At 69.5% G+C, this 24,525-nt stretch carries 23 protein-coding genes; 13 read left to right on the top strand and 10 right to left on the bottom strand.

All coding sequences use genetic code 11. The annotated features are described in order from the left end of the window. Positions 1-68 precede the first annotated feature (68 nt). The 3 genes from I5731_RS19100 (at position 69) to gyrA (ending at position 6,882) form a co-directional block, all read left to right on the top strand. Positions 69-2,294 carry an RNA degradosome polyphosphate kinase gene (locus tag I5731_RS19100; RefSeq protein WP_197313006.1) on the top strand — a complete coding sequence of 742 codons (2,226 nt, stop codon included), beginning with the start codon at positions 69-71 and terminating at the stop codon, positions 2,292-2,294. Then, complete coding sequence (locus I5731_RS19095; RefSeq protein WP_197313122.1) at positions 2,254-3,807, top strand: Ppx/GppA phosphatase family protein; 1,554 nt, start codon at positions 2,254-2,256, stop codon at positions 3,805-3,807. The genes I5731_RS19100 and I5731_RS19095 overlap by 41 nt, the downstream gene beginning before the upstream one ends. Positions 3,808-4,158: 351 nt before the next feature. Continuing rightward, positions 4,159-6,882, top strand: a complete 2,724-nt coding sequence (gene gyrA / locus I5731_RS19090) for a DNA gyrase subunit A (protein ID WP_197313121.1) — start codon at positions 4,159-4,161, stop codon at positions 6,880-6,882. A gap of 168 nt (positions 6,883-7,050) precedes the next feature. Here the strand turns inward: gyrA and I5731_RS19085 are convergent, their stop codons facing one another. Both I5731_RS19085 and I5731_RS19080 read right to left on the bottom strand, forming a co-directional pair. Further along, complete coding sequence (locus I5731_RS19085) at positions 7,051-7,305, bottom strand: hypothetical protein (RefSeq protein WP_197313005.1); 255 nt, start codon at positions 7,303-7,305, stop codon at positions 7,051-7,053. A gap of 236 nt (positions 7,306-7,541) precedes the next feature. After that, positions 7,542-7,784, bottom strand: coding sequence for a hypothetical protein (locus tag I5731_RS19080; RefSeq protein WP_197313004.1), 243 nt, complete (start codon positions 7,782-7,784; stop codon positions 7,542-7,544). A gap of 320 nt (positions 7,785-8,104) precedes the next feature. Here I5731_RS19080 and coaD point away from each other — a divergent pair, with 320 nt between their 5' ends. The 9 genes from coaD (at position 8,105) to I5731_RS19035 (ending at position 15,579) form a co-directional block, all read left to right on the top strand. After that, the gene (gene coaD / locus I5731_RS19075) at positions 8,105-8,596 is read left to right on the top strand and encodes a pantetheine-phosphate adenylyltransferase (RefSeq protein WP_197313003.1); all 492 of its coding nucleotides are present in this window, start codon (positions 8,105-8,107) and stop codon (positions 8,594-8,596) included. Between the two features lie 58 nt (positions 8,597-8,654). Next, on the top strand, positions 8,655-9,191 hold the full coding sequence (locus I5731_RS19070) for a peptidylprolyl isomerase (protein ID WP_197313002.1): 537 nt from the start codon (positions 8,655-8,657) through the stop codon (positions 9,189-9,191). A 64-nt stretch (positions 9,192-9,255) separates the two neighbouring features. After that, positions 9,256-9,726 carry a peptidylprolyl isomerase gene (locus tag I5731_RS19065; RefSeq protein WP_197313120.1) on the top strand — a complete coding sequence of 157 codons (471 nt, stop codon included), beginning with the start codon at positions 9,256-9,258 and terminating at the stop codon, positions 9,724-9,726. 113 nt (positions 9,727-9,839) lie between these two features. After that, complete coding sequence (locus I5731_RS19060; protein WP_197313001.1) at positions 9,840-10,409, top strand: NnrU family protein; 570 nt, start codon at positions 9,840-9,842, stop codon at positions 10,407-10,409. Positions 10,410-10,568: 159 nt separating this feature from the next. Beyond that, positions 10,569-11,279, top strand: coding sequence for a tetratricopeptide repeat protein (locus I5731_RS19055; protein ID WP_197313000.1), 711 nt, complete (start codon positions 10,569-10,571; stop codon positions 11,277-11,279). 35 nt (positions 11,280-11,314) lie between these two features. Continuing rightward, entirely contained in the window at positions 11,315-12,667 is a 1,353-nt protein-coding gene (locus I5731_RS19050; protein ID WP_197312999.1) for an outer membrane protein assembly factor BamB family protein, read from the top strand. A gap of 72 nt (positions 12,668-12,739) precedes the next feature. Continuing rightward, positions 12,740-14,167: a ribosome biogenesis GTPase Der gene (der, locus tag I5731_RS19045; RefSeq protein WP_197312998.1), complete on the top strand. Its 1,428-nt coding sequence runs from the start codon at positions 12,740-12,742 to the stop codon at positions 14,165-14,167. Between the two features lie 123 nt (positions 14,168-14,290). Further along, a complete protein-coding gene (locus tag I5731_RS19040; RefSeq protein ID WP_197312997.1) occupies positions 14,291-14,962 on the top strand; it encodes a sulfite oxidase-like oxidoreductase in 672 nt (223 codons plus the stop codon). Positions 14,963-15,258: 296 nt separating this feature from the next. Further along, complete coding sequence (locus tag I5731_RS19035; protein ID WP_197312996.1) at positions 15,259-15,579, top strand: hypothetical protein; 321 nt, start codon at positions 15,259-15,261, stop codon at positions 15,577-15,579. Positions 15,580-15,586: 7 nt separating this feature from the next. On the opposite strand, the gene I5731_RS19030 is transcribed toward I5731_RS19035, so the two are convergent. From I5731_RS19030 to I5731_RS19005, 6 genes are all read right to left on the bottom strand, one after another. After that, a complete protein-coding gene (locus I5731_RS19030) occupies positions 15,587-16,783 on the bottom strand; it encodes a molybdopterin molybdotransferase MoeA (protein ID WP_197312995.1) in 1,197 nt (398 codons plus the stop codon). A 4-nt stretch (positions 16,784-16,787) separates the two neighbouring features. Further along, a complete protein-coding gene (moaC, locus tag I5731_RS19025) occupies positions 16,788-17,297 on the bottom strand; it encodes a cyclic pyranopterin monophosphate synthase MoaC (protein ID WP_197312994.1) in 510 nt (169 codons plus the stop codon). Positions 17,298-17,354: 57 nt separating this feature from the next. Beyond that, the gene (trpC, locus tag I5731_RS19020; protein ID WP_197312993.1) at positions 17,355-18,158 is read right to left on the bottom strand and encodes an indole-3-glycerol phosphate synthase TrpC; all 804 of its coding nucleotides are present in this window, start codon (positions 18,156-18,158) and stop codon (positions 17,355-17,357) included. Between the two features lie 5 nt (positions 18,159-18,163). Next, complete coding sequence (gene trpD / locus I5731_RS19015) at positions 18,164-19,180, bottom strand: anthranilate phosphoribosyltransferase (protein ID WP_197312992.1); 1,017 nt, start codon at positions 19,178-19,180, stop codon at positions 18,164-18,166. Between the two features lie 94 nt (positions 19,181-19,274). Further along, positions 19,275-21,164, bottom strand: a complete 1,890-nt coding sequence (locus I5731_RS19010) for a peptidylprolyl isomerase (RefSeq protein ID WP_197312991.1) — start codon at positions 21,162-21,164, stop codon at positions 19,275-19,277. Between the two features lie 295 nt (positions 21,165-21,459). Then, on the bottom strand, positions 21,460-21,765 hold the full coding sequence (locus I5731_RS19005) for a hypothetical protein (protein ID WP_197312990.1): 306 nt from the start codon (positions 21,763-21,765) through the stop codon (positions 21,460-21,462). 294 nt (positions 21,766-22,059) lie between these two features. Between I5731_RS19005 and I5731_RS19000 the strand changes: the two genes are divergently transcribed. Beyond that, positions 22,060-22,572: a VOC family protein gene (locus I5731_RS19000; protein WP_197312989.1), complete on the top strand. Its 513-nt coding sequence runs from the start codon at positions 22,060-22,062 to the stop codon at positions 22,570-22,572. 64 nt (positions 22,573-22,636) lie between these two features. Here the strand turns inward: I5731_RS19000 and I5731_RS18995 are convergent, their stop codons facing one another. Beyond that, positions 22,637-23,161: a VOC family protein gene (locus I5731_RS18995; protein WP_197312988.1), complete on the bottom strand. Its 525-nt coding sequence runs from the start codon at positions 23,159-23,161 to the stop codon at positions 22,637-22,639. A 447-nt stretch (positions 23,162-23,608) separates the two neighbouring features. After that, positions 23,609-24,193 (bottom strand): OmpA family protein, encoded by a 585-nt coding sequence (locus I5731_RS20095; protein ID WP_235981952.1) that lies wholly within the window; start codon positions 24,191-24,193, stop codon positions 23,609-23,611. Between the last annotated feature and the right edge of the window lie 332 nt (positions 24,194-24,525).

Genomic DNA, 24,525 nt, shown 5'->3' with positions numbered 1-24,525 from the left:
CCCTCTTAGAACCTTCACAATGCACGGCTAAGGTACGAGTATCGTGGAGTTTGCGGATACGAGGATTGATGATGGACCTGCCCGAGGCGGCCCCGCTGGATGATGAGACCAAGTCCGCGTTGCCGGCACCGCCCGACGCTGCGCCCGAGCCGCGCGACGACATCACCACCTCTCCGCAGCGCTTCATCAACCGGGAGCTGTCCTGGCTCGGCTTCAACCGGCGCGTGCTCGAGGAGGCCGACAACGAGCGGCACCCGATGCTGGAGCGGCTGCGCTTCCTGTCGATCTCGGCGAACAACCTCGACGAATTCTTCATGGTCCGCGTCGCCGGCCTCAAGGGCCAGATCCGCGAGGGCATCACCACGCGCTCCGACGACGGGCTGACGCCGGCCGAGCAACTCGCGCGCATTTCCGAGGGCGCCTCCGCGCTGGCAGCGTCGCAGCAGCGACGCTGGGTGCGGCTGCTCGGCGAACTCGCCAACGTCGGCATCGTCATCACCGCGGCCGAGGACCTCAACGCCGAGGAACGCGCCTGGATCGACGACTACTTCCTCGCCTCGGTGTTCCCGGTGCTGACGCCGCTCGCCATCGACCCGGCGCATCCGTTCCCGTTCATCCCGAACCTCGGCTTCACTCTGGCGCTCGACCTCGAGCGCAACCGCGACGGCCAGCGCATGACGGCGCTGATCCGCATGGCCTCGAAGATCGAGCGCTTCGTGCGGCTGCCGGATCGCCCCGAGGAGCCCGGCGTCGCGCGCTTTATGATCATGGAGCACCTCGTCAGCCTGTTCACCAACCGGCTGTTCCCGGGTTACACGGTGAAGGGGCAGGGCGCCTTCCGCGTGGTGCGCGACTCCGACCTCGAAGTCGAGGAAGAGGCCGAGGATCTCGTCCGCCTGTTCGAGACGGCGCTGAAGCGCCGCCGCCGCGGCTCGGTGATCCGGCTCGAGTTCGAGGCGGCGACGCCGGTCGCACTGCGCAATTTCGTCGCCCAGGCGATCGGCACCTCGCCGGACGAGATGTTCCTGTTCGAGGGCGCGCTGGCGCTGAACGAGGTCGGCCAGCTCGTCAGCCTCGACCGCCCGGACCTGAAGTTCCCGCCCTATACGCCGCGCTACCCCGAGCGCATCCGCGAGCACGGCGGCGACTGCTTCGCCGCTATCCGCCAGAAGGAAATCCTCGTCCACCATCCCTACGAGACCTTCGACGTGGTGGTGCAGTTCCTGCGGCAGGCGGCGCTCGACCCCGACGTCGTCGCGATCAAGCAGACGCTCTACCGCACCTCGAACGACAGCCCGATTGTCCGCGCCCTGATCGAGGCGGCCGAGGCCGGCAAGTCGGTGACGGCGCTGGTCGAGCTGAAGGCGCGATTCGACGAGGAAGCCAATATCCGTTGGGCGCGCGACCTCGAACGGGCCGGTGTGCAGGTGGTGTTCGGCTTCATCGAGCTCAAAACCCACGCCAAGCTGTCGATGGTCGTCCGGCGCGAGCCGCAGGGTCTCGCCACCTATTGCCACATCGGCACGGGCAACTATCACCCGATCACGGCCAAGGTTTACACCGACCTGTCGTTCTTCACCGCCGACAAGACCATCGGCCACGACGTCGCACGCATCTTCAACTTCATCACCGGCTATGCCGAGCCGCAGAAGCTGTCGGCGATCAGCGTCTCGCCGCTATCGCTGCGCCAGACGATTCTCGCCAACATCGACGCCGAGATCGAGCATGCCCGCGCCGGCCGGCCGGCGCAGATCTGGCTGAAGATGAACTCGCTGGTCGATTCGCAGGTCATCGACCGGCTCTATCTCGCCAGCAACAACGGCGTGCAGATCGACATCGTGATCCGCGGCATCTGCTGCCTCCGGCCCGGCGTTCCCGGGCTTTCGGAGAACATCCGCGCCCGCTCCATCGTCGGCCGCTTCCTTGAGCACAGCCGGATATTCTGCTTTGGAAATGGCCACGGGCTTCCGTCGGAGCGCGCCAAGGTCTACATCGGGTCGGCGGACATGATGCCTCGGAACCTCGACCGGCGTGTCGAGACCCTTGTGCCACTGACGACGCAGACCGTGCACGACCAGGTGGTCGACCAGATCATGATGGCGAGCTTGCGCGACAATCAGCAGAGCTGGCGGCTCCTGTCCGACGGTTCGCATGAACGCATCGTACCGGAGGAGGGCGAAGAGCCCTTCAACGCCCATCAGTACTTCATGACGAACCCATCGCTTTCGGGTCGTGGACAGTCTCTTGAAACCGATTCTCCAAAACCGATCCTACGTCGTCGCCGACGCTCTTGACGGGCCGCGCGCGCCCGGCCGGCTTGCCGGCCGGGGCCCGATCGCCGTCATCGACATCGGCTCCAACTCCGTTCGCCTCGTCATCTATGAACGGCTGTCCCGAACACCCTCGGTGCTCTTCAACGAGAAGGTGCTCGCCGGGCTCGGCCGCGGCATCGGCGCGACCGGCAAGCTCGCCGGCGACAGCGTAACCGCGGCGCTGGACGCGATCCGGCGCTTCAAGTTCCTCGCCGACCAGGGTCGCTGCGTCGAGGTGCACATCCTCGCCACCGCCGCCGCGCGCGACGCGGCCAACGGCAAGGACTTCCTCGACGCGGTCGAGTCGATCTGCGGCGTCCCGGTGACGCTGCTGTCGGGGGCCGACGAGGCGCGTCTGTCGGCGCTCGGCGTCGTCTCGGGCTTCCTGAAGCCCACCGGCGTCGTCGGCGACCTCGGCGGCGGCAGCCTCGAACTCGTGGCGCTCGACAAGGGCGCCATCGGCGAGGGGCGCACCTATCCGCTCGGCGGCATCCGCCTCGAGGAGGATGCCGAGGGCTCGATCCGGAAGGCCGAAAAGCTCGTCGAGGCCGCGCTCGCCGGCGCCGGCGAGGTGATGGGCGGGGCCGGCCAGCCGTTCTACGCCGTCGGCGGCACCTGGCGCTCGCTCGCCCGGCTGCACATGTTCGAGAAGGGCTACCCGCTCCACGTCATGCACCACTACTCGATCGCGGCGGACGAGGCGCTGGAGTTTTCGCGCATCGTCGCCCGGCGCGATCCCGAAAGCATCGACCAGATCGGCGTCGTCTCGAAGTCGCGCCGCGGCCTCTTGCCGTTCGGCGCGCTGGTGCTGGAGCAGGTGCTGCGCGTGCTGCGCCCGTCCGAGGTGGTGATCTCGGCGCTCGGCGTCCGCGAAGGCCATCTCTACGAGTTGCTCGACCCCGCCGAGCAGGCGGAAGATCCGCTGCTCGAGGCCTGCGCCGAACTCGCCTACCTCCGCTCGCGCTCGCCGCGCCACGCCGAGGAACTGATCGACTGGACCGCCGACGCCTTTGCAGCGCTCGGCATCGAGGAAACCCCGGAGGAGGCCCGCCTGCGCGCCGCCGGCTGCCTCGTCTCCGATATCGGCTGGCGCGCCCACCCCGACTATCGCGGCGAGCAGAGCCTCAACATCGTCGCGCACGGCTCGTTCATCGGCATCGACCATCCCGGTCGCGCCTATCTCGCCCTGTCGAACTACTTCCGCCACATCGGCATCGTCGACGAGGCCGTCGGCCCGCGCATCCGCGAGCTCGCCTCGACGCGGGTCAAGGAGCGCGCCCGCACCTTGGGCGCCGCCCTGCGCGTCGCCTACCTGATCTCCGCCTCGATGCCCGGCGTCGTCCCGGCGACCAGCTTCGACACCGACGGCGACCGGCTGGTGCTGAAGGTGCCCGCCGCGCTCGCCCTGATCGACGGCGACCGCCTGAAGAAGCGCCTCACCCAGCTCGCCAAGCTCGGCGGCATGAAGGACGGACGGGTGCAGATCGTCGGGTGAGGTGGGGGCCGTGCCGTGTGGTGCCCCCTCCCTGTCCCTCCCTCGGCTATCGCAGGAGAGGGGACGCAGGAGGATGGGGCGCCATCACCGATAGGCCCTCGCTTCGGCGAAACGTGAATGGGACCACCGCCCTCTCGCCCATCGTCCCCTCTCCTGCGAAGCGGGGGAGGGACAGGGAGGGGGCGGCACCGCGGCACGCCCCCAAACCCCGCCCGAAGGGTGGCCGCAGCCCACGGAATCGGCTAGAAGTCACGTTTACGTTGAGCGTTCCTGCCGCCTCGGCGCTGACCGGCGGCCCAAACGACGAGCATCCTTTTGGCAGACGACGACAAGACGACGCCTCCGCCCGCCATGCCGGGGGCGCATCCCTCGGACATCCGGCCGATCTCCATCGAAGATGAAATGCGGCGGAGCTATCTCGATTACGCGATGAGCGTGATCGTCAGCCGCGCGCTGCCCGACGTGCGCGACGGCCTGAAGCCGGTGCACCGGCGCATCCTGTTCTCGATGTACGAGAACGGCTACGCCTGGAACAAGCCCTACCGCAAGTCGGCCCGCATCGTCGGCGACGTGATCGGTAAGTACCATCCGCACGGCGACCAGTCGATTTACGACGCGCTGGTGCGCATGGCGCAGCCGTTCTCGATGCGGCTGCCGCTGATCGACGGCCAGGGCAACTTCGGCTCGGTCGACGGCGATCCCGCGGCGGCGATGCGCTACACCGAGGTGCGGCTCGAGCGGGTCACGGACGAACTGCTGTCCGACCTCGACAAGGCCACCGTCGACTTCACGCCGAACTACGACAATTCGGAGCGCGAGCCTTCCGTCCTGCCGGCGCGCTTCCCGAACCTGCTCGTCAACGGCGCCGGCGGCATCGCCGTCGGCATGGCGACGAATATTCCGCCGCACAATCTCGGCGAAATCATCGACGCCACCATCGCGGTGATGAACGATCCGGCGATCGAGGTTGAGGACCTGATCGACATCGTGCCCGGCCCGGATTTCCCGACCGCCGGCCTGATCCTCGGCCGCTCCGGCATCCGCCAGGCCTATCTCACCGGGCGCGGTTCGGTGGTGATGCGCGGCAAGGTGGCGGTGGAAGAGATCCGCAAGGATCGCGACGCGCTGATCATCACCGAGATCCCGTATCAGGTGAACAAGGCGACGATGATCGAGAAGATCGCCGATCTGGTGCGCGACAAGCGCATCGAGGGCATCTCCGACATCCGCGACGAGAGCGACCGCGACGGCATGCGCGTCGTCATCGAGCTGAAGCGCGACGCCGTCGCCGACGTGATCCTGAACCAGCTCTACCGCTTCTCGCCGCTGCAGACGAGTTTCGGCGTCAACATGGTGGCGCTGAACGGCGGCCGGCCGGAACTGCTCGGCCTGAAGGACGTGCTCGTCGCCTTCATCGCCTTCCGCGAGACGGTGGTGAGCCGGCGGACGAAGTTCCTGCTGGCGAAGGCTCGCGACCGCGCCCACGTCCTCGTCGGCCTCGCGATCGCCGTCGCCAACATCGACGAAGTGATCCGCCTGATCCGCACCGCGCCGGACCCGGCGACCGCGCGCACGCAGCTGATGGAGCGCGCCTGGCCGGCGGCCGACATCGAGCCGCTGATTCGCCTGATCGACGATCCGCGCCACCGCGTCGCCGAGGACGGCACCTATCACCTCTCCGAGGAACAGGCCCGCGCCATCCTCGACCTGCGCCTGCAGCGCCTCACCGCGCTCGGCCGCGACGAGATCGCCGAGGAGCTCGAGAAGCTCGCGGCGGAGATCCGCGAGTATCTCGAGATCCTGCGCTCGCGCGAGCGGATCCAGGGCATCATTCGCGACGAGCTCGGCCAGATCAAGGAGATGTTCGCGACGCCGCGACGCACCGAGATCACCGAGAGCGACGCGGATATGGAGGACGAGGACCTCATCGCCCGCGAGGACATGGTCGTCACCGTCAGCCACGAGGGCTACATCAAGCGCGTGCCGCTCTCCGCCTACCGCGCCCAGCGCCGCGGCGGCAAGGGCCGCTCGGGCATGTCGACCAAGGAAGAGGATTTCGTCACCCGGCTGTTCGTGGCCAACACCCACACGCCGGTGCTGTTCTTCTCCTCGCGCGGCATCGCCTACAAGATGAAGGTCTGGCGGCTGCCGATCGGCAACCCGCAGTCGCGCGGCAAGTATTTCAAGAACCTGCTGCCGCTGCAGGACGGCGAGCGCATCACCTCGATCCTGGCGCTGCCCGAGGACGAGGCCGCCTGGGCGACGCTCGACGTCTTGTTCGCCACCACCGGCGGCACAGTCCGGCGCAACAAGCTGTCCGACTTCGTCTCGGTCAACCGCAACGGCAAGATCGCGATGAAGCTCGACGACGGCGAGGGCATCGTCTCGGTCGAGACCTGCACCGAGCGTGACGACGTCCTGCTGACCACCGCACTCGGCCAGTGCATCCGCTTCGAGGTCGGCGACGTCCGCGTCTTCAAGGGCCGCGATTCGATGGGTGTGCGCGGCATCGCCCTCGGCGATGGCGACACCGTCATCTCGATGTGCATCCTGAATCACCTCGACGCCAACCCGGCCGAGCGTTCGGAGTACCTGAAGCAGGCGGGCGCCGCCCGCCGCGCCGCCATGGGCGAGGACGCCGATTCCGACGAGCCGGCCGCGGCCGAGCCCGAGGAGATGGTCGAAGGGGAGGGCGAGATCGCCCTGTCGCTGAAGCGCTATGCGGAAATGGGCGGGGCGGAGCAGTTCGTGCTCACCGTCAACGAACTCGGCTTCGGCAAGCGCACCTCGTCCTATGATTTCCGCGTCACGGGTCGTGGCGGCAAGGGCATCAAGGCGACCGACCACACCAAGCTGAAGGAAATCGGCAACCTGATCGCCGCCTTCCCGGTCGACGCCAGCGACCAGCTGATGCTGGTCTCCAACGGCGGCCAGCTGATCCGCGTGCCGGTCGACGGCATCCGCTTCGCGAGCCGCGCGTCGAAGGGCGTTCGCATCTTCCACACGGCGGCCGGCGAGAAGGTCGTCTCCGTCGAGCGGATCTCGGAAGTCGACGAGGAACCCGGCGAGGAGTGATCCTCGCTGCCGTTCGCTAACAACCTCAGCGGACTTCGGCAGTTCATTGATCGGAATCGACAAAGGCCCGGCACGGGGGTGGAGCGTGCCGGGCCTTTGCCCTTGGAGGCCGGACCTGATCGGGTCTGGCTATGGGGAATATCGAGGGAGACGCGACGACGTTGGCCCTTACGAGCCCGCGACGCGCGGCGCTTCGTAGCGCAGCAGGATCGACGCCTGCGAATCGACGTCGGTCGCACCGATCGTCACGAACTTCGACACCGGCACATCGACCGGGATCTCGATCCGGTCCGACTTGCCGCTGAAGTTGTCCATATCGGAGGCGAGAACCGCTTCCGCGTTGGCGGCGACGGCGAAACCGACGGCGGCGAAGCCGATCGAGACAAGACACCCGAGCATGACAAGGCCGGTCTGCGTACGCATCGTCGAACCTCCCGCGTGACGTCGTCCGCTCTTCGCGCAACGATCAAATTTGGAGTTGGCGGAAGACGCGACACTCGTGTCTTCCTTCGCTCTGCAACAGAAATGGAGATGCAAGTCCGTTTGTTCCAATCACGCTGTGTTCAATTCGTGCGTGATCGACACGGACCATCGTCCGACGACTTGCGGGCACTGTCGAAACCGGGGCCGATGGGGTGGGCGGGCGCGCCGCCCGTGCCTCAGTTGGCGATACGCACGACCGCGGAGACGCCGGGGGCGACTTCGGCGAGGCCGGTGGCGTAGACCGGCAGTTCGGTGCCTTCGCAGGCAACCGCGTCGATGAAGGCGCCGCGGCAATCGGCGGCGGAGACGACCCGGTCGCCCTTCGGCGCGAAGGACCACTCGTAGGAGGCGGCGCCGACCGTCGATGCGGCGGCGGCGATGGCGAGGCAGAGAGCGCCCAGCCGGCGGGCTCGGATCATGGAGGGGGACACGCGCATGATCTTCAACCTTCTGTTTCGCTCCTCCGGCCCGGATACGCAGGACCGTCAATCGGAAGCGGACCGTTCGACGCTATGACTCGAATCTGAATCAAGCCTTAAGCGATGGTGAATGGGTCGCCTTGGATCCGGACGCCGGGGGAGAGGCCTTGTTTACGTTGACGGGAGGTTGCGACGTCGTGCCGTGTCTCCCGATACCGGCTTACGGGACGCGCAGCCCGGCTTTCCGCCAGAGATCGCCATGACAGGCCGCGAAATTTCCCGCGCTTGTGGCCCGGGTTAGGTTTCGTTATCCATGCCGCATGACGACAGCGCTTTATTCGGGCTCCTTCGACCCGGTCACCTTCGGCCACCTCGACATCATCCGGCGGGCCGCCGGCCTGTTCGACCGCGTCGTGGTCGCCGTCGGCGCCCATCATTCGAAGTCGGCCCGCTTCGCACCCGCCGAGCGCGTCGCGATGCTGACCGAGGCGCTGGCCACCCTGCCGGCCGAGGTCGGCGCGCGGATCGAGGTGGCGACCTTCGACGGCCTCGTCGTCGAGGCGGCGCGCCGGGCCGGGGCCAGCGCCATCGTGCGCGGCCTGCGCAACGGCTCCGACCTCGACTACGAGACGCAGATGGCCGGCATGAACGGGGCCATCGCCCCGGACATCGATACGATCTTCCTGGTCGCGAGCGCCGATGTGCGCCATATCGCCTCCAGTCTCGTCAAGCAGGTGGCGGCGCTCGGCGGGCCGCTTGACGCCTTGGTTCCGCCGCACGTCGCCCGCAACCTGACCCTCCCGCCGGCCTGACGCGGATCGCAACAGATCCGCCGTCCGGCCAGGGGGCCCATCCAGGAGACAATCGAGAATGATCCGCACCTTCATCGCCGCGCTGGCGCTGGCGCTGCTGGCGATCGCGCCGCAGGCGCGCGCCCAGGCCGCCGACCCCGAGAACACGCTCTACCTGGAGCTGACCTATGGCCGCGTCGTCATCGCCCTGCGCCCGGACCTCGCGCCGCAGCACGTCGCCCGCGTCAAGGAACTCGCCCGCAGCGGCTTCTACGACGGCATCGTGTTCCACCGCGTCATCGAGGGCTTCATGGCCCAGACCGGCGATCCTACCGGCACCGGCATGGGCGGCTCCGACCTCGCCGACGTCCCCGCCGAGTTCACCAACACCCCCTTCGTCCGCGGCACGATCGGCGCCGCGCGTACCCAGGACCCGAACAGCGCGAATTCACAGTTCTTCATCTGCTTCGATGATGCGCGCTTCCTCGACGGGCAGTATACGGTCTGGGGCGAGGTGGTCTCGGGCATGGAGTTCGTCGACAAGGTGAAGCGCGGCGAGCCGCCCACCAATCCCGACAAGATCGTCTCGATGAAGATCGCCGCCGACATCGACTGACCGCCACGGCGCTGCGGCGCCGGACGTTACGAAGAACGAAGAAGAGGAGGCCGACTTGGCCGATATCAAGGATCCCGAGAACACGCTCGTCCTCGAGACGACCAAGGGCACCGTCGTCATCGCGATGCGTCCCGACCTCGCGCCGGGTCACGTCGCCCACATCAAGAAGCTCGCCCGCGAAGGCTTCTACGACGGCATCGTGTTCCACCGCGTCATCGAGGGCTTCATGGCCCAGACCGGCTGCCCGCACGGCACCGGCACCGGCGGCTCCAAGTACCCGGACCTGAAGGCCGAGTTCAACGCCGAGCCGCACGTCCGCGGCACCACGTCGATGGCCCGGGCGCAGAACCCGAACAGCGCCAACTCGCAGTTCTTCATCTGCTTCGACGATGCCCGCTTCCTCGACCGCCAGTACACGGTCTGGGGTGCGGTGATCGAGGGCATGGACGTCGTCGACGGCATCAAGCGCGGCGAGCCCGTGCGTGATCCCGACAAGATCGTCTCGATGAAGGTCGCGGCCGACATCGCCGCCTGACCAATCCCCGCGGGCGGGGCGCGGCGCGGCACCGGATTTCCGGGCCGGCTTCGCCCCGCCCGCACGAGCCGGCCCGCCGGCCCCGCTGCCCGTCCGCAACCCGAGGTGACGCCGTGACGATCCTGATACTCGGGCTCCTGATCTTTCTCGGTGTGCATTCGGTGCAGATCTTCGCACCGGACCTGCGCGAGCGCGGCATCGCCCGCCTCGGCGCCGGCGGCTGGCGCGGCGTCTATTCGCTGGTCTCGGCGCTCGGCCTCTTGCTGATCATCTGGGGCTACGGCATCGCGCGGCTCGATCCCGTCGTGCTCTACGTGCCGCCGACGGGCCTGCGCCATTTCTCGCTCGCCCTCATGCTGTTCGTCTTCCCGCTGCTGCTGGCGACCTATCTGCCCGGCCGCATCAAGGCGAAGGTGAAGCATCCGATGCTCGCGTCGGTGAAGATCTGGGCCTTCGCCCACCTTCTCGTCAACGGCACGCTGGCCGATCTGCTGCTGTTCGGAACGGTGCTCGCCTGGGCGGTGGTCGACCGCATCTCGGTGAAGCGGCGGGCGACCGCACCGGTCGTCACCGGTGGCAGCACGCGCAACGACGTCATCGCGGTGGTCGCCGGCCTCGCGCTCTATGTCGCGACGGTGCTGTTCCTGCACGAATGGCTGATCGGCGTCAGCCCGGTCGCCTGAGGGTCACCGCGCGCACATGACGAATTGCGGGTTTGTGCAGTTGGCGGATGCGGGCAAAAGCTGTAAACGCCAGTGATACCGGGCCGGTGCGCCGGCCGGACAAGAATTCATCGGGGAAGCAGATCCCCACCGCCGCCCTGGATCGCAGGGTTGCGCGTCATGGGGCAGGGCACGTCGATGGTCGATCTCTTCAACGAAGTCTCCGAAGACCTTCGCCGCGAGCGGCTTAACCGCGCCTGGCGGTCCTATGGTGCCTATGTCATCGCGGTCGCGGTGCTGGTCGTCGTCGGCACCGCCGGCTGGCGCGGCTACGACTACTGGCAGCAGCAGCAGTCGGTGGCGGCGGCCTCGAAATACCTCGACGCGATCAAGCTCGGCGACGAAGGCTCGAATGCCGATGCCGCCTCGGCGCTGCTCGCCTTCTCGTCGGAGGCTCCGGCCGGCTATGCCGTGCTCGCCCGCTTCCGCGCCGCGAGCGAACGCGCCGCGGCCGGCGAGACCGAAGGCGCGCTCGGCGCCTGGCAGCAGCTGATCGACGACGGGTCGCTCTCCACCGACCTGCGCGATCTCGCCCGGCTGCGCGCCGCGATGATCGCCGTCGACATCGAGGACTATGACGCCGTCTCGGCGCGTCTCGCGCCGCTGCTCGCCGAGGGCAACGCCTGGCGGGCCGCCGCGCGCGAGATCGCCGGCCTCGCCGCCGTGCGAGCCGCGCGCTGGGACGAGGCGCGTACCCATCTCTCCGACCTGCTCGACGACGAGACGACGCCGGCCGACGTCCGCTCGCGGGCGCAGATCCTGATGGACATCGTGATCGGCACGGTCGGCATGGGCAGTGCCGGCGGCGACGCCGAAGGAGCCGGATCTTGAGCCGGCCGGGTCATTCAGCGGAAGGACGGTCAAGCGTGCGTCGGAGTGCAATCCTGTTCCTGTCCATCGCCGCGGTCGGCCTTGCCGGCTGTGGCTCTGACGGCATCGATTCGGTCGGCGACCTCAATCCCTTCAAGCCGGCGGAAACCCGGCTGCCGGGCGAGCGGCGCGCAGTTCTGCCGAACGGCGACCCGACGCTGACCGCCACCAACCGCACCGCGCCCGTCGGCGCGGCCTCGGCGCTCGGCGACTGGACCCAGCCCGGCGGCAACGCCTCGAACGATCCGGGCAACGTCGCTTTCTCCGGCGGCGGCTCGCGCATCTGGAGCGTCCGTGCCGGTCAGCCCGGCTCGGCCGGTTCGTTCGGCTTCGGCGGCTCCGGCCTGCGCGTCTCGGCGCGGCCGATCATCGCCGGCGGCCAGGTCATCGTCTACGACCCGGCCGGCAACGTCTCGGCGCATTCGCTGTCGAGCGGCGGCCGCGCCTGGAGCACCTCGCTGCGCCCGACCGGCGAAGACGCCGTCGCGGCGGGTGGCGGCGTCGCCGCGGCCGGCGGGCGGATCTTCGCCGCGACCGGCTTCAGCACCGTCGCCGCCCTCGACCAGGCCTCGGGCGCGACGCTGTGGACCGCCCAGCTCGATTCCCCGGCCCGCACCGCCCCGGCCGTCGCCGGCGGCAAGGTCTACGTCGTGACCCGCACCAACGGCGTCATTGCGCTCGACCAGGCGAGCGGCGCCGTGGCGTGGACCGTCGAGACCGCCGCGTCTTCCGCCGGCCTGCTCGCCTCCGCCAGCCCGGCGGTCGCCGGCGACACGGTGGTGGTGCCGACCTCGTCCGGCGACATCGTCGGCCTCTCGGCCGCCGACGGCGCGCAGAAGTGGATCTTCACGGTCGCCGGCGGCAGCCGCACGATGGCCGTCGCCGGCCTCGGCGACGCCTCGGCGAGCCCCGTCGTGCACGACGGCGTCGTCTATGCCACCGGCGTCGGCGGCCGCATGGTCGCCGCCCGGCTCGCCACCGGCGAGACCATCTGGGAGCAGCCGATCGGCAGCGCGCACACGCCCGTCGTCTCCGGCGGCGCCGTGTTCCTCGTCGACCTCGACGGCCGCGCCGTTGCCTTCGACCGCTCGAACGGCACCGTGCTGTGGCAGGTCGCCCTGCCGCGCCCGGCCGATGCCCGGCGCGCCTCGACCTGGGCCGGCCCGCTGCTCGCCGGCGGACGGCTCTGGTTCGTCGCCAACGACGGCAACATGACCACGGTCGACGCGGCGACCGGACAGATCGGCTCGACCATTTCGAGCGGCACGGCCGGGGCGATCGCCCCGGTTTCGGCCTCGGGCACGCTGGTTGTGCTCGGCGCCGACGGCACGTTGTCCGGGTTCAACTGATCGCCGCCCACCGCCCGCGTTCGGTTTCTCCGTCGCGGGCGGTGCCGCGGCCACGCACGGAGCTAGACGCTGATGCTGCCCCTCGTCGCCATCGTCGGACGACCCAACGTCGGCAAGTCGACGCTCTTCAACCGGCTCGTCGGCAAGAAACTCGCGCTGGTCGACGACACCCCGGGCGTCACCCGTGATCGCCGCTCCGGCGACGCGAAGCTCGGCGACCTGCGCTTCACGATCATGGACACCGCCGGTCTCGAGGACGCCGATCCCGAAAGTCTCGCGGGCCGCATGCGCTCGCAGACCGAGGCCGCGCTCGCCGAATGCGACGCGATCCTCTTCGTCATCGACGCCCGCGTCGGCATGACGCCGCTCGACGGCCACTTCGCCGACATCGTGCGCCGGTCGAAGCCGCCGGTGATCCTCGTCGCCAACAAGGCCGAGGGCAAGGTCGGCATGGCCGGCGCCTACGAATCCTTCGAGCTCGGCCTCGGCGACCCGGTGCCGATCTCCGCCGAGCACGGCGAGGGCATGGCCGACCTCTATTCGGCGCTGCGCGAGGTGTTCGAGGCGGCCGGCGCCGCCGAGATCGCGGGCGACGACGACGACCTCGGCCTGCGCCCGGAAGACATCGCCATCACCGGCGTGCCCGTCGACGAGGAGGGCAACACGATCGGCGACGACCCGATCCGCCCCTTGCGCATCACCGTGGTCGGCCGCCCGAACGCCGGCAAGTCGACGCTGATCAACCGCCTCGTCGGCGAGGAACGGCTGCTGACCGGTCCCGAGGCCGGCATCACCCGCGATTCGATCTCGGTCGACTGGGTCTGGCGCGGCCGCGAGATCAAGATCTTCGACACCGCCGGCATGCGCCGCAAGGCGCGCGTGCAGGAGAAGCTGGAAAAGCTCTCCGTCGCCGACGGCATCCGCGCGGTGAAGTTCGCCGAGGTGGTGGTCGTGCTGCTCGACGCCACGATCCCGTTCGAGAAGCAGGACCTGCAGATCGCCGACCTCGTCGTGCGCGAGGGCCGGGCGCTGGTCATCGGGCTCAACAAGTGGGACCTGATCGAGGACCGCACCGCCAAGCTGAAGGAACTGCGCGAGGAGGCCGACCGGCTGCTGCCGCAGGCGCGCGGCGTGCAGCTCGTGACCTTGTCCGGCCTCGTGGGGCAGGGCCTCGACCGGCTGATGGACGCCTGCGTCAAGGCCTACGACCTCTGGAACACCCGCGTCTCCACCGGCCGGCTCAATCGCTGGATGTCGGCGCTGATCGAGCATCACCCGCCGCCCGCCGTTTCGGGCCGCCGGCTGAAGCTGCGCTACATGACGCAGGCGAAGACGCGCCCGCCGCACTTCGTCATCTTCTCGACCCGGCCCGACGCCGTGCCCGAAAGCTACCTGCGCTACATGGTCAACGGCCTGCGCGACAGCTTCGAGATGCCCGGCGTGCCGATCCGGCTGCACGTCAAGAAGGGCGGCGACAACCCGTTCGACAAGGGCAAGTGACAGGGCGAGATGACCGGGCTGGCGAGGGCGCCACGGCGCTCATGCCAGCCAGCCGCCCCGCAGGCTGGTCTCGCCACCCGTTGCGTGGCACCGTAGCCCCCTAGCAGATTCCGGGAGCCGCCGATGACCGACGACCGCGAAACCTTGCCGCCGGACAGCAAGCTCACCACCACCAAGCAGCGCTGGGCGGACGAGGGCAAGTTCCTCACCGGCCGCGCCGCCCGCCCCGACACCGAGCGGCTGCCGCCCGGCCAGCATCTCGTGCGCGACTGGCCGGTGCTCGACCTCGGCGTGAAGCCGTCGGTAACGCCGGAAAGCTGGCGGCTCGATGTCGGCGGTGCGGTCGAACAGCCGCTGAGCCTCGACTGGGCCGGCCTGATGGCGCTGACCCAGACCCGCTTCCTCTCCGACATCCACTGCGTCACCACCTGGTCGCGCTACGACAACACCTGGGACGGCGTCGCGACCCGCGACCTGCTGGCGGCCTGCCGGCCGACCGAGGCCGCCCGGGTCGTGGTGCTGCACAGCTACGACGGCTACACCACCAACCTCGACCTCGCGGACTTCGCCGCCCCCGACGCCCTGCTCGCCCACGCCTGGGAGGGCAAGCCGCTCGCCCGCGAACACGGCGGCCCCGTCCGCCTCGTGGTACCGCACCTCTACTTCTGGAAGAGCGCCAAATGGCTGCGCGGCATCGAGTTCCTCGGTGCCGACGCCCCGGGCTTCTGGGAGGTGCGGGGGTATCACAACCGCGGCGACCCGTGGCGCGAGCAGCGCTATTCGGACGACGATTGAGGGGATCGTGCCGTGGGGTTTCCCCCCTCCCTGTCCCTCCCCCGCTTCGCAGGAGAGGGGACACAGGAGGAGAAGGTGCTCGCCTCATCAGCGCCTCGGTTCGGCGTCGCTTTCGTTATGTGAACGCCCTCTCGCCCATCGTCCCCTCTCCTGCGAAGCGGGGGAGGGACAGGGAGGGGGGAGCCCACGGCAAGAACCCACCCCAAACCCCTTAAAATCCAACGCTTTCCCGCAACCCCGCCTTAGCGCCTCGCACCGCAGGATGCCCGCGTACCAACCCAGGACGGGAGGTCGCGATGCTGCTCTCTGCAATCGGGACGGCGTTTTCCGGCATGCGCGCTGCCGAGCAGCGCTTCGAGAAGGCCGCGGGTGAAATTGCCCGCATCGGCACCGACGACCCGGTCGCGCTGCCGCACGACGAGACGATCGCCGCGGGCAGCCCGCTGCTCTACGGTCCCGACGGGCGGTTTCTTACCTCGCCGAACCCAGCCGAGCCGGTCGACATCACCGGTGCCCTTGGAGACATCCTCGAGGCCCGCATCGCCTATATGGCGAACGCCAAGGTGGTCGAGGTCGCGAGCGACATGTTCGATTCGCTGCTCGACGCGACGGCCTGAACGCAGCTCAGAACCGGATGATCCGGCAGGGCTCGCCAGCCGCTGCGGCGGCCGCGAACGGCGCGCGCACCACCAGGCAATCGGCGTTCGCGAGATGCGCCAGCATCGAGGAATCCTGCACCGCGAACGGCGTCGCGACCAGCGTGTCGCCGACGCGGTCGAGCGTCGCGCGCAGGTAGTCCTCGCGCAGGTCGTTGGCCTCGAGGTCGCGGCCGAGCAGGGCGGGCAGGGTGGCGGGCGCGGCGCCGGCGCCGCCGAGCAGCCGGTCGATCAGCGGCACGAGGAACAGCCGGCCGCAGACGAGCGAGGCGACCGGGTTGCCCGGCAGGCCGAGGGCGATGCGGTTGCCGGCCCGTCCGGCCATCAGCGGCTTGCCCGGCCGCATCGCGATCTTCCAGAAATCCAGCGTGAAGCCGCGCCGCTGCAGCGCCTCGCGGGTGAAATCATGGTCGCCGACCGAGGCGCCGCCGAGCAGCGCGACGACATCCGCGTCGGCAGCCGTCTCGATTCGCGCCTCGATCTCGGCGAGGTCGTCACGGGCGATGCCGAGGTCGACCGCCTCGCCGCCGGCAGCATGCACCAGCGCGGCGAGACCGGCGCCGTTCGAGGCGACGATCTGGTCGGCCGCCGGCGTGCCGCCCGGCGCGACGAGCTCGTCGCCGGTGGCGAGGATCGCCACCTTCGGTCGCCGCCGCACCGGCAGCACCGCGTGGTTCATCGCCGCGGCGAGCGCCAGCGCGCGCTCGTCGAGCCGCCGTCCCGCCTGCAGCAGCACCTCGCCGGCGGCAAAGTCGAGCCCGGCCCGGCGCACGAAGCGGCCGCGCGGCTCGGATTGCAGCGCCTCCACCGTGCCGTCGCCGGCGCGGGCGTTCTCCTGGATCAGCACGGTGTCGGTGCCGGCGGGCATCGGCGCTCCGGTGAAGATGCGCACCGCCTCGCCGGGGCCGACCGTACCGGCAAAACCGTGCCCGGCCGCCGCGGTGCCGACCATCCGCAGCGTTACCGGCGCGCCCGCGATGTCGGCGGCGCGCACGGCATAGCCGTCCATCGACGAGGCGTCGAACGGCGGCTGGGTGCGGTTGGCGGCGATCGGCTCGGCGAGCACGCGGCCGCCGGCATCGGCCAGCGCCACCGGCTCGGCCGGGGTGGGCATCACGTCGCGGAGCAGCAGCGCCCGCGCCGTCTCGACCGGAACCAGCGCCATGGCGTCAGCCCTCCGCGCCGGTCGCGTGGTCCGCGGTCCAGTCGCCGGAGCGGCCGCCGGATTTCTGCGTCAGCCGCACGCCGCCGATCTCCATGAAGCGGTCGACCGCCTTCGCCATGTCGTAGATCGTCAGCCCCGCCACCGAGACCGCCGTCAACGCCTCCATCTCGACGCCGGTGCGGCCGGCGACGCGGACGGTGGCGGAAATCCGCAGGCCGGGCAGGGCGTCGTCCGGCTCGATCTCGACGCCGATCCTGGTGATCGCCAGCGGATGGCAGAGCGGGATCAGTTCGTGCGTGCGCTTTGCCGCCATGATGCCGGCAAGCCGGGCCGTGGTGATCACGTCGCCCTTCTTGAGGCCGCCGGCGACGATCAGCGCCAGCGTTTCCGGCTGCATGCGCACGTAGCCGACACAGGTCGCGGTGCGGTCGGTGATGGCCTTGTCGGTCACGTCGACCATGGTCGCCCGGCCGGACGCGTCGAGATGGGTGAGGCGAGGGGCGTCGTCCGTCATGATCGATCCGATATATCGCTCGGCCCGGCGCCGCACCGGATGTTGCGGCCGGCGGGCCTAGCCGTTGAGCAGCGTGCGGGTGGCGGCGGCGACGTCGTCCTGCCGCATCAGGCTCTCGCCGACGAGGAAGGTGCTGACGCCCGAGCCGGCGAGGCGGTCGAGATCGGCCCGGGTGAAGATCCCCGACTCGCTGACCAGCAGCCGGTCGTCCGGCACCATGCTCGAAAGGCGCTCGGTGACCTCGAGCGAGACCTCGAAGGTGCGAAGGTTGCGGTTGTTGACGCCGATCAGCGGCGAGGCGAGCTTCAGCGCCCGCTCCATCTCGGCTTCGTCGTGCACCTCGAGCAGCGCGTCCATGCCGAGTCCGTGCGCGGTCGCCTCGAGGTCGGCGGCGAGCGCGTCGTCGACGGCGGCGAGGATGATCAGGATCGCATCGGCGCCCCAGCTGCGCGCCTCGAACACCTGGTAGGTCTCGAACAGGAAGTCCTTGCGCAGCACGGGCAGGGTGCCGGCGTCCCGCGCCGCGGCGAGAAACTCCGGCGCGCCCTGGAACGACGGCCCGTCGGTCAGCACCGACAGGCAGGTCGCGCCGCCCTCCTGATAGGCGGCGGCGAGCGCCGGCGGATCGAAGTCGGGCCGGATCAGGCCCTTCGACGGGCTCGCCTTCTTGATCTCGGCGATCAGGCCGATGCCGCCCGCCACCTGGCGCGAGCGCAGCGCGGCGAAGAAGCCGCGCACCGGTCCGCTGTTTTCCGCACGGGCGCGCACTTCGGCCAGCGGCGCGGCCGCCTGGGCCGCCGCAATCTCGAGCCGCTTGTAGGCTTCGATGCGGGCGAGGATGTCGATCGTCGTGTCAGCCATCGGGGTCATCCGTTTGAAAGCGCGACCAGCCTGTCCAGCGTAGCACTGGCGCGGCCGTCGTCGATCGCCGCAGCGGCGAGGACGACGCCCTCGGTATAGGTCGCGACCTTGTCGGCGATGAGAAGGCCGGCGCCGGCATTCATCAGCACCGCGTCGCGATAGGCACCCGGCGCCCCGGCGAGCACCGCCCGCAGGGAGGCCGCATTGTCCTCGGCCGTGCCGCCGGCGAGCGAGCCGGCCGGGTGCCGCGCGAGGCCGACGTCCTCGGGCGATACGTCGAACATCGCGACCGTACCGTCGGACTTCAGCTCGGCAATCCGCGTCGGGCCGGTGACGGTGATCTCGTCGAGCCCGTCCGAGCCGTGCGCCACCCAAGCCCGTTCGGTGCCGAGCCGGCCGAGCGCATGGGCGAGCGGCTCGACCCAGGCGGCCGCGAAGACGCCGAGCAGCTGGCGCTTGACCCCGGCGGGGTTCGACAGCGGCCCGAGCAGGTTGAAGATCGTCCGCGTGCCGAGTTCCACCCGCGCCGGGCCGACGTGCTTCATCGCGCTGTGGTGCGCCGGCGCGAACATGAAGCCGACGCCGGCACCGGCGATGCACTCGGCGATCTTGTCCGGGCCGATGTCGATCTTCACCCCGAGCGCCGTCAGCACGTCGGCGGCGCCCGAGCGCGAGGAGAGGGCGCGGTTGCCGTGCTTGGCGACCGGCACGCCCGCCGCCGCCGCGACGATCGCCGAGCAGGTGGAGATGTTGACGCTGCCCGAGGCGTCGCCACCGGTGCCGACGATGTCGATCGCGCCGTCGGGCGCCGCAACCGGCAGCATCTTCGCCCGCATGGTGGCGACCGCGCCGGCGATCTCGTCGATCGTCTCGCCGCGCACCCTCAGCGCCATCAGGAAGCCGCCGATCTGCGCCGGGGTCGCCTCGCCCGACATCATCACGTCGAACGCGGCGCGCGCCTCCTCGGCGGACAGCGCCGTGCCGGCGGCGACCTTGGCGATCAGCGGCTTCAGCTGCGACATGACGGGTGGCTCCCCCTCGGGGCGATGAGGTCGGACACGGGAACGGGCAGGCCGGCCGCGGCGGGACCGCGGCCGGAAGAGGCTACGGCGGGGCTCAGCTGCCGCCGGTGCCGATGACGGTGCGCAGCACCGTCTCGTTGACGCTGACGCCGAGGCTCGCCTGCAGGTGGGTGACATACTGCTGCAGCAGGCTGTTCTCGAACTCGGTGGCGAGCCCGGTGGCGGCCTCGACCGAATCCTGCGCTTCGGCGAAGAACGGCACCGGCGTCACTTCGCGCACTTTCAGCACGATGCGCTCGCCCTGCGGCCCGGCCGCCTGGGCAACGTAGCCCTCAGGGCCGGCAAAGGCGCTCTGCTGGGCATCGCGGCCGATCGGCGTTTCCTGGGTGCCGCGGGCGAACTTCGGCGTGACCTGCGGCGTCAGCTCGAAGCGGGTGGCGACTGCCGCGAAGTCGGTCTCTTCCGTGAGCGCCTTCATCACCTCTTCGGCCTTGGCCGACATCCGCCGCGCCGCTTCGTCCTCGGTCCAGGCGGCGACGACCCGGTCGCGCACCTCGTCGAGGGTCCGGTCGCGCGCCGGCGTCACCCTGGCGACCTCGTACCAGACGTAACCGTCACGGCCGATCTGCACCGGCGGGTTCTCGACGCCGACGTCGGTCTCGAACGCCTGGCCGAGGAACTCCGGCGCTTCGGGCAAGCCGGCGACCGGCTGGCCGGCCTCGTCGCGGCCCTCCGCGTCGATGGCGGCGACCGAGGTCGGGGTGAGGTTGAAGCGGCCGGCCACCTCGGTCAGCGTCGCACCGCCGGCGAGGGCGTCCTCGATCTCGTCGTGGGTATCCAGCACGACACGCTGCGCCGCGTTGAGCGCGATATCCTGGCGGATCTCGGCCTCGACCTCGGCGAGCGGCCTGAGGCTCGCCGCGTTCACCGCGCTGACCCGCACGATCGCGCCGCCGAAGCGGGCGGCGACGGGCTCGGAGATGCCCCCGGCCGGCAACGCGAAGGCGGCCTCGGCGATCGCCGGATCGAGCACCCGGTCGCGCGTCAGGGTGCCGAGGCTGGCATCGGCGGGCGAGACGCCTCGCTCGGCGAGCAGCGAATCGAAGGTCGATCCGGTGGCGAGCGCCGCATGCGCCGTCTGCGCCTCTTCCAGCGACGGATAGAGGATCTGCTCGATGGTGCGGCTCTCCGGGCTGCCGTAGCGGCCGGCATTGCGATCGTACTCGGCCTGGACCTCGTCGGCCGACACCGCCGCCGGATCGGCGATCGCCGCCGCATTGAGCGCGAGCAGCGTGAGGGCGCGGTATTCGGGGGCGCGGAAGTCGGCCTTGCGGGCGTCGAAGAAGCTCGTCAGCGTCGCCTCGTCGGGCGGCTCGATCGGGTCGACCGACTGCCGCGTGATCGAGACATACTCGACGTCGCGCGTCTCGTTGCGATAGGCCGACACGGCCTCGATCAGCGCCACCGGCGGCTTCACGCCGCCGAACAGCCCGTCGGCCACCTGCCGGCGGATCTCCAGCGTCCGCCGATCGGCGACGTACTGCTGCTGGGTGAGGCCGTTCGAGCGCAGCAGCTGCTCGAAATAGCCGAGGTTGAAGGTGCCGTTGTTCTGCAGGCTCGGGTCGGCGGCGATCTCCGCGGCAAGGCGCTCGTCCGAGATGGCGATGCCGAGCGAAGCCGCCTGGTCGCTGAGGGCCGCCTCGCTGAGCAGCCGGCCGAGCACGCGCTGCGGCAGGCCGAACGAGGCCGCCTGCTCGTAGGTGAGCGGCTGGCCGAGCTGCCGCGTGAGGTTGCGCATCTCCTGCGTATAGTCGCGCTGGAAATCGGTGGCGCTGATCGGCGTATCGCCGACTTCGGCGACGGTGTTGCCGCCGAGGCCGGTCGACTGGCCGGCGATGCCCCAGATGGCGAAGCTCGCGACGAGCAGGCCCAGCAGGATCTTGGCGACAAGGGTCTGTGCGCCGCGGCGCAGGGAATCGAGCATGCTCTCCGGTCCGTTGACGGGCCGCGCGACAGTCTCGAGGGAAAGCGCCCGGCGCAATCCCCGGACGCGGCCGTGTGGGCGCGGATCATAAGGAGCCCGTCGGAGCAGGGCAAGCCGATCCGGGGGGCTTCCATCGGGCTTCTGATGTAGGCCTCGGGCCTGGAGGGCGGGAGGCGTGGCGTGGTCGCCGGACGCGCCCGGCCGGTCTCTGGGAGCCGGTTCAATTCGGGCGCGTCGCCGGTGGTGGTCTCGGTCCTGTGGATCGTCTCTTCTGTTCTTGCCGGCCTGGCCGATGTCACACTTTCTTGACGCCCTTTGCTTGGGCAAGCGCTGCGGCATTCGGCGTCACCGGCTTGGGCTTTGCTGCCACGCCCTCCGGAGAACCACCGTCCACCTTCCCGGCAGGCTGGCCGAGCTTCGCGAGCTTCGAGGCGACTTCCTTCGGCGCCTGCTGGACAAAAACCCGGGAAATGCCGTCCGGCCGATAGGCGGAGAAGTAAAGCGCGCTCCCACCCGGGGCAGGGGCGATGTAGAGCAGCATGTCTGCGTTGATATAGACTTCCTGGCCGTCCTTCTGGACGAACTTGGCGATCTGGACCATGACCACACTCCAATGAAACCTAAAGGTCGTTGAGGCCGGTTCCAGGCGTTTCCTCGGGTTTTGCTTTGATTTTGTCCGCCGGTCCGGGACCGACTCCACCGCGCACCAAAGTGGTATCGCATCATCAAGCATCGACCGTGCCGATCAAGGGGGCGTGACGCTTTCCGGTGGTGAAAAGCGATCCGGGGGCATCGTCGCCGGATTTCAGCCTCCCGATGTCGGGACCGATCGGCTTCACACGTCCTCCGGCCGCGAGGGCGCCGCACCGGTGCCCGCAGAGCTGGAGGACAAGCCATGGCCGATGACACGCTGACCACTCCGCTGTCGCCCCACATCGTCTGCGAGGGCGCCGCGGCGGCAATAGATTGGTATGTCAAGGTTTTCGGCGCCGAAGAATTGGTTCGGATGCCGAGGTCCGACGGTCGCATCATGCATGCCGCGCTGCGGCTTTCCGCCAGCACGCTGATGCTGATGGACGCCGATCCGTCCTGCGGCGCGGTGTCGCCGAAGGCGCTCGGCGGCTCGCCGGTCACGCTGCATCTCTATGTGGATGATGTCGACGTGGTGATCGCCGACGCGGTCCTGGCCGGCGCACGCCTGCTGATGCCGGCATCCGACATGTTCTGGGGCGACCGCTACGGCGTCGTCGAGGATCCGTTCGGTCACCGCTGGTCGCTCGCGACCCAAAAGCGCGATCTCAGCCTGGCCGAACTGCGCGAGGCGGCGAAGCAGGCCTTCTGCAACGAGTCCGGTCCGCAGCCTGAACAAAAAGCGGGCACAGAGGCCGCGGCCCCCCTGCACGTATGAGCAACCGGCTGGAAGCCGCGGAAACTCCGCGGCTTTCCCGCCTGGAAGGATGGCGGTGTCGCGGTCAGGCCGCTTCCAGCACGGCGACGTCGAGCTTCACCATCTGTTGCATCGCCGCCATCACCCGCGCCGCCCGTGCCGGGTCCGGATCGGCGAGCAGGCGCGGCAAGGCCCGCGGCACCACCTGCCACGACAGGCCATAGCGATCCCGGATCCAGCCGCACGCCACCGGCGAACCGCCGTCGGCGAGCTTGTCCCACACCGCGTCGACCTCCGCCTGATCGGCGCAGTCGATGGAGAACGACACGGCGTGGGTGAATTCGTGCTCCGGGTTGCCGTTGAGCGCGAGAAAAGGCTGTCCGCCGATGGTGAAGCTGACGATGAGCACGCCGGGCTCGCCCGCGGCCGGATCGGCGGGATCGGGGATCATTGGCTGGACGTGCCGGATTGCCGAGTTCGGCAGCAGGGTGACGTAAAATTCGGCCGCTTCCTTGGCCGCACCCGCGAACCAGAGACAGGGCGTAATCCTGGCAGCCGCTCCGCCCGCTCCGTAGATCGTGGCGGCTTCGGAATTCGAATCAGTCGACATGGAAACTCCCTCGCGCTGGTCTCGTCGGGCCGCCTGGAACAGGCAGGCGCTCGAAGGACGCTGCGCGAGGGAGTTTTGCTACATCGGGCGGGCGATTCAATTCACCTGCGCCCGCCAGAATCCGTTGTCGGCGCCGTTGTGGATCAGAGAAATCCGAACAGCCAGATGAGCAGAATGATCGGAAGGGGAATGCCGATCAGCCAGAGAAGTCCACCCTTGAACATAGTTGCCTCCACTTTCGATTTGCGACGTGCAGGAGGTGAACGATGGCCGCGGCAGGTTGTTCCCAAAGTCGAGTGACGACTGCGCAGTAAGGTGAGGATGAGAGGCCCGGTGAAACGAGAACGGCCCGGCTGGGTGAACCAGCCGGGCCGTCGCCTGCCGCAAACGGGTGTTGCCTCGGACCTCGGTCCGCCGTTCGGCGGCGGGTAGCTCAGGACTGCGCGATCACTGCGCGTTGCCGGTGCCGTCCCGGCCTTCTGCGGCCTGGGCGAGCAGCGGGGTGATGCGCCGCATGGTGACGCGGCGGTTCTCGCGGGCCGGACCATCGGTGTCGACCTTGAGGTCCTGCTCGCCATAGCCCTGCGTGACGATGTTCTCCGGCGGGATGCCGAAGTCCTCGGTCAGCGCCAGGGCGACGGCCTCGGCGCGGCGATCCGACAGCGTCAGGTTGGAGAGGTCCGAGCCGACGGCGTCGGTGTGGCCCTCGATCAGGAACACCTCGTTCGGATCACGATCGACGATGTCGCCGATCGCGGTGCCGATGAACTCGAGGCTGTCGATCTGGTCGCTGGTGATGTCCGCCGAGCCGGTGTCGAAGGTGATCGTGTCGAGGTCGACGCGGCGCACCTTGTCGCGCAGACGCGAGCTGTAGCGCACTTCCGAGAGCGTGTAGGGCCGCTCGACCACCTCGACGGGGGGCGCGAGCAGGGCGTCCTCGATCTCGATCGGCGTCGCATAGGCGCTCTCGACGATGTACTGCTCCTGCGGGATCGAAATCACCAGCGGCGGCAGCACGCGGCCGAAGTCCATCACGAGACCGGGCTCGTAGCGGCCGTCACGACGGTTGTCGATGATGTACTGCTCACGCTCGCGGGCATCGATACGGGTGCGGGTGACGATCTGGTCGTAGCGGTCGTAGACCGTCACGATCCGGTCGCCGTTCGGCTTCACCACCACAACGCGCCGGCGCCCGTCGTCGAGACGCTCGATGCGGACGTCACGGGCATTGCGGCCCATGCGCTCGATGTCGTCCGAGTAGACCACTTCGCGCTGCCCGTCGCGGACGACGAGGCGGCCGTCGCCGCGCTCGACGACGCGCCGGTCGCGCAGGCGCTCCTCGGCGTCGCGGCGGGCGTCGCGCT

It is taken from the genome of Methylobrevis albus (assembly GCF_015904235.1).
Lineage (GTDB): Bacteria > Pseudomonadota > Alphaproteobacteria > Rhizobiales > Pleomorphomonadaceae > Methylobrevis_A > Methylobrevis_A albus.
This window is presented reverse-complemented; position numbering and strand designations above follow the sequence as displayed.